General features: G+C 39.5%; 3 protein-coding genes, 1 tRNA gene and 1 pseudogene. 2 read left to right on the forward strand and 3 right to left on the reverse strand.

The genetic code is table 11. The features are described from left to right. Positions 1 to 181: 181 nt before the first annotated feature. A pseudogene (gene gyrA / locus CEX73_RS02995) lies at positions 182 to 2,716 on the forward strand (DNA topoisomerase (ATP-hydrolyzing) subunit A); the annotation flags it as partial. A gap of 171 nt (positions 2,717 to 2,887) precedes the next feature. Next, positions 2,888 to 3,991: a D-alanine--D-alanine ligase gene (gene ddlA, locus CEX73_RS03000; protein ID WP_101627104.1), complete on the forward strand. Its 1,104-nt coding sequence runs from the start codon at positions 2,888 to 2,890 to the stop codon at positions 3,989 to 3,991. 10 nt (positions 3,992 to 4,001) lie between these two features. Here the strand turns inward: ddlA and CEX73_RS03005 are convergent. From CEX73_RS03005 to mepS, 3 genes are all read right to left on the reverse strand, one after another. Next, positions 4,002 to 4,075 (reverse strand) — tRNA-Pro (locus tag CEX73_RS03005). A 46-nt stretch (positions 4,076 to 4,121) separates the two neighbouring features. Continuing rightward, a complete protein-coding gene (rplY, locus tag CEX73_RS03010; RefSeq protein ID WP_101627105.1) occupies positions 4,122 to 4,415 on the reverse strand; it encodes a 50S ribosomal protein L25 in 294 nt (97 codons plus the stop codon). A gap of 133 nt (positions 4,416 to 4,548) precedes the next feature. Beyond that, positions 4,549 to 5,127, reverse strand: coding sequence for a bifunctional murein DD-endopeptidase/murein LD-carboxypeptidase (gene mepS / locus CEX73_RS03015; protein WP_101627106.1), 579 nt, complete (start codon positions 5,125 to 5,127; stop codon positions 4,549 to 4,551). Between the last annotated feature and the right edge of the window lie 72 nt (positions 5,128 to 5,199).

Here is a 5,199-nt window from a genome sequence, read left to right on the forward strand (position 1 = left end):
TAATTAAGGCATAAAGTATACAGATGTAATAGGCATAATAAGCAGCTTATTTTAGATATAATTATTAAAAAATACCATATCGTGGTATTACTAATATACAAGCAAGCTGCTTATTTAATTAGAAAAAATGGTATAATAGTTTGAACAAAAGCTTGATTTTTTATGTAAGGATAGCTGCTTCATGAGCGACCTAGCTAAAGAAATGACACGGATTAGCATCGAAGAAGAACTTAAACGTTCTTATCTAGATTATGCTATGTCAGTGATTGTAGGACGTGCGTTACCAGATGTACGAGATGGACTAAAACCAGTACATCGTCGTGTATTGTATGCCATGAGCGTACTTAGTAATGACTGGAATAAACCTTATAAAAAATCTGCACGTGTAGTCGGTGACGTTATTGGTAAATATCACCCACATGGTGATACTGCGGTCTACGATGCCATCGTGCGTATGGCACAACCCTTCTCGCTGCGTTACATGTTAGTAGACGGTCAGGGTAATTTTGGTTCCGTTGACGGAGATTCCGCTGCCGCGATGCGTTATACAGAAGTACGGATGTCGAAGATATCCCACGAATTGCTCGTTGATCTAGAGAAAGAGACTGTAGATCATGTTCCTAATTACGACGGCACGGAACAGATTCCTGATGTGATGCCTACAAGGATACCCAATATACTAGTAAATGGATCTTCTGGTATCGCAGTTGGGATGGCGACAAACATTCCTCCACATAATCTTGCTGAGATTATCGATGGCTGCTTAGCCTATATCGATGATGATACGATTAGTATCGAAGAACTAATGAAATATATTCCTGGTCCTGATTTTCCTACAGCGGCGATTATTAATGGTAGGTGTGGTATTGAAGATGCGTACCGGACTGGGCGCGGTAAAATATGTCTCCGTGCACGTACCGAAGTAGAAACTGATGTCAAGACTGGGCGTGAAACTATTGTTGTGCGTGAAATTCCTTATCAAGTTAATAAAGCACGCCTGATAGAAAAAATAGCTGAATTAGTTAAAGATAAGCGTATCGAAGGCATTAGCGTCCTGCGTGACGAGTCTGATAAAGACGGTATGCGTATTATCATTGGAATTAAACGTGACGCAATCGCGGAGGTAGTACTGAACAATTTATACTCAATGACTCAATTGCAGGTGTCATTTGGTATCAATATGGTTGCGCTACATAAGGGACAACCTAAGATTTTTTCACTAAAAGAGATATTATCTGCTTTTGTTCGTCACCGCCAGGACGTAGTTACTCGCCGGACTATTTTTGAATTACGTAAAGCTCGCGATCGTGTTCATATCTTGGAAGCACTGGCGGTAGCGCAGGCTAATATCGAGTCAATCATCGCGCTTACCCGTCAAGCTAATACACCGGCAGAAGCTAAAGCTGTATTAGTAGTTTACGCTTGGGAGCTGGGTACTTTTGCCTCTATGTTTAATCCTACCGTTAATGATACAGCACGTCCAGAATGGTTAGAAGCGAAGTATGGTATTCATGATGGCCAGTACTACCTAACAGAAAAACAGGCGGAAGCTATTCTGGATTTACGACTACATAAATTGACTGGCTTAGAGCATGAGAAGCTCATGATAGAGTACCAAGAACTATTGATGAAGATTGTTGAGCTGCTCCGTATCTTGCACGATCCAGCATGCCTAATGAAAATAATCAGCGAAGAATTAAGTAGTATTAAAAAACAGTACCACGATCCTCGCCGTACTGAAATTACTACTATTTCTTCAGATCTTATGATGGAAGATCTAATAAACCAGGAAGATGTTGTCGTAACTCTATCCTACCAAGGATACGTGAAGTATCAACCATTAAATGATTATGAAGCGCAACGACGAGGTGGGAAAGGAAAATCTGCAGCACGAATGAAAGAAAAGGATTTTATTCATCGTTTACTAGTGGCTAACACCCACGATACTATTCTACTGTTCTCTAGCCGTGGCAGAATGTATTGGATGAAAGTATATCAATTGCCAGCAGCAAGCCGCGGTTCACGTGGTCGGCCCATAGTCAACTTACTACCGCTAGAACCGAATGAGCGCATCACCACCATTCTGCCCGTACGTAAATACGAGGAAGGACATAATGTGTTTATGGCTACTGCTAGCGGTACGGTGAAAAAAACATCACTAATTGAATTTAGCCGTCCACGCAATGCCGGAATTATTGCAGTTAATCTACATGGAGGAGACGAGCTAATTGGAGTAGATTTAACTGATGGTAGCAACGAAGTAATGTTATTTTCAGCTTACGGTAAAGTGGTACGTTTCTCAGAAAGTCAGGTACGTAGTATGGGACGTGCCGCAACAGGCGTACGGGGCATTAACCTAGCAGAGGGTGATAGAGTAGTATCACTAATTGTGCCACGCGCAGATGGTCATATACTTACCGTTACTAGACATGGTTATGGTAAGCGAACTGCTCAGGCGGAATACCCAACTAAATCACGTTCTACTCAAGGGGTTATATCCATTAAGGTGAGCGAACGTAATGGCGAGGTTGTGGGCGCCGTTCAAGTAGATGATTCTGATCAGATTATGATGATCACCGACGCAGGTACACTAGTACGTACCTGGGTTTCGGAGGTTAGTATTATTGGTCGTAATACTCAAGGTATCACGCTCATCCGTACTGCCGAAGATGAACATGTGGTAAGCTTGCAGCGTGTAGCCGAACCAATAGATGATTAAAAGCTAAATAAGCTAGCAGAATCATTAACGAAAAGTAATTAGTTAATAATAAACAAGCAAAATAAAAGATTTATAGTGCTATGATTAATTTTATTTATCTTAAGTATTTTCTAGCTTTGGGCATGATCTATATGTTTGATAATTTAATGCATTAGTCTCTGAAAATATATGGCTAAATTACGTGTAGGGCTTATTTTTGGTGGTCCGTCACCAGAACATGAAGTTTCACTACAATCTGCTAAAAATATAGTTGAAACTATTGATAAAAACAAATTCGATGTAGTACTGTTAAGTATAGATAAAGAAGGAAAGTGGCATATTAATGATAGTTCTGATTATTTAATCTACGGGGAAAATCCCAAATATATTTCTCTGAAAATAAGTAATAAACATATCGCCATCATTCCTGGACGTAAACAGTCACAATTAGTACAGATCGATACCTTAGAGGCATTATGCCAGCTTGATGTGATATTTCCCATTGTGCATGGAACTTTAGGCGAAGACGGAAATCTGCAAGGGCTGCTACGCATGGCAAATCTACCTTTTGTGGGTTCTAACGTACTAGGTTCGGCTGTAAGTATGGATAAAGATATCGCTAAACGACTATTGCGTGATGCAGAAATTCCCGTAGCGCCATCGATCACCTTAACCCGCACTAACCGTAAAGACGTTAGTTACGAGCAAATTATCGCTAATCTAGGTCCGTCGCTGTTTATCAAACCAGCGAATCAAGGCTCATCAGTTGGCGTATCTCAAGTAACAGATGGTATTAGTTTTGATAACGCACTGACGCTAGCGTTTAATTTTGATCATAAGGTATTAGTTGAATCTACTATCAAAGGCCGTGAATTAGAGTGTGCCGTTTTAGGTAATGATAATCCACAGACTAGTGTATGCGGAGAGATTGTATTAAGCGATAACTTTTATTCTTATGAAAAAAAATATCTCAGTGAGCAAGGGGCGCTGATCATAGTACCGGCTGCTATCAGCCAGAACATCAGTGATACGATCCGCCTTATCGCCGTGCGTGCCTTCCAGGCACTTAACTGCGCTGGAATGGCGCGGGTAGATTTTTTTCTCACCTATGATAATAAGGTACTCGTTAATGAAGTAAATACCTTGCCAGGGTTTACTAATATAAGTATGTATCCCAAATTATGGCAAGCTAGCGGAGTTAGTTACCCAGCACTTATTACTCGTTTGATAGAGCTCGCTATGGAGCGTCATTATCAAGATCAAGATAGATCAGTCAGGTTAGGGTCAGTATAAATTGGTAGGGTCGGCATGAGAGGATTTGAACCTCCGCCCCCCGCCACCCCATGACGGTACGCTACCAGGCTGCGCTACATGCCGAAATAAAATATAGATATAATCTTAGGCGGCTAGCTAAGTAACTAACCTAGTAGGGGCTTACTCGAAGAAAATCTATGTGGGTGAGTTTCAATTTAAATGGATGACGCTGTATTGCCCATACCTTAACTGTAGTTTTGTGACCATTAATAATTAAAGTGATTATATCATGGTAAAAACTTTTTTTGCTCTCGCTCTGCATAATAATTGTTTGATCTAGTTTGATAGCTACTGGTTTTATATTACCCCCATAAATAATAGCTGGGAACTTATTTACTAAACGTAGGCGACGACTGGCACCTGTACCCTGATCTTTGCGAGTTTCAGCATGAAAAGTTAACATATATTTATTTTATCATAACCTGTTTAAACCTATCTGATAGGTAGGTGGGGGTGCTAGTAGCACATAATAATATCTTTATTATATACTATAAAGATCCTATGTTTTATTATCAATAATCATTTGAAGATATCTTTCACAAAGCGATATTTTTTAGTATCCTCCGTGCTTCATAATAACAAGCTTTCCAATACCCATCATTAAGATTCGAGATCATAACCCCACTGCTAGTAGAAGCATGAACGAAGAGATCATTACCTAAGTAAATTCCGATGTGACTACCAGTCAAACGACTATTAACGTTAAATAGTACTAGATCACCTGGTAGCAGGTGAGTACGATAAATTTTAGAGCCTAAGTTTTTCTGATTTATAGTAGAGCGTGGAAGTTTGAGACTAAACTGGTCACGAAAAGTTTTTTGTACAAAAGCAGAGCAATCTATACCCTCTTTGGAGATACCTCCTAGCCGGTAACGTACGCCTTTCCACTTGGCATATTGATTAAGTATTTTAGATTTAATCTGAAGATGACTAATCATTTCTTCGAATGTGAATTGATTCTGAGAGGCTTGCAGAAACCAATTAGTTGAATTTGATACTGCATTCATAGTCCGTTTCGAGTGATAATAATTACTATAGCCTGAACAAAAGACAGCTATCGCTATTGTAAATATTACCTGCAGCATAGATATAAAAATATACTGATATTTTCGCATTATTCGTATAATTCCTTAAATATCTTTACGGTAAGATAATCTGGTCAGAAGATAACATTCTCGATATATCGA

Origin of the sequence: Candidatus Palibaumannia cicadellinicola, assembly GCF_002855795.1 — a bacterium.
Classification (GTDB): Bacteria; Pseudomonadota; Gammaproteobacteria; order Enterobacterales; family Enterobacteriaceae; genus Baumannia; species Baumannia cicadellinicola_C.

Bases quoted from the DNA above. Each gene is read 5' to 3' on its own strand.
- rplY (WP_101627105.1), bottom strand. From the start codon at position 4,415: ATGTTAACTTTTCATGCTGAAACTCGCAAAGATCAGGGTACAGGTGCC.
- mepS (WP_101627106.1), bottom strand. From the start codon at position 5,127: ATGCGAAAATATCAGTATATTTTTATATCTATGCTGCAGGTAATATTT.
- ddlA (WP_101627104.1), top strand. From the start codon at position 2,888: ATGGCTAAATTACGTGTAGGGCTTATTTTTGGTGGTCCGTCACCAGAA.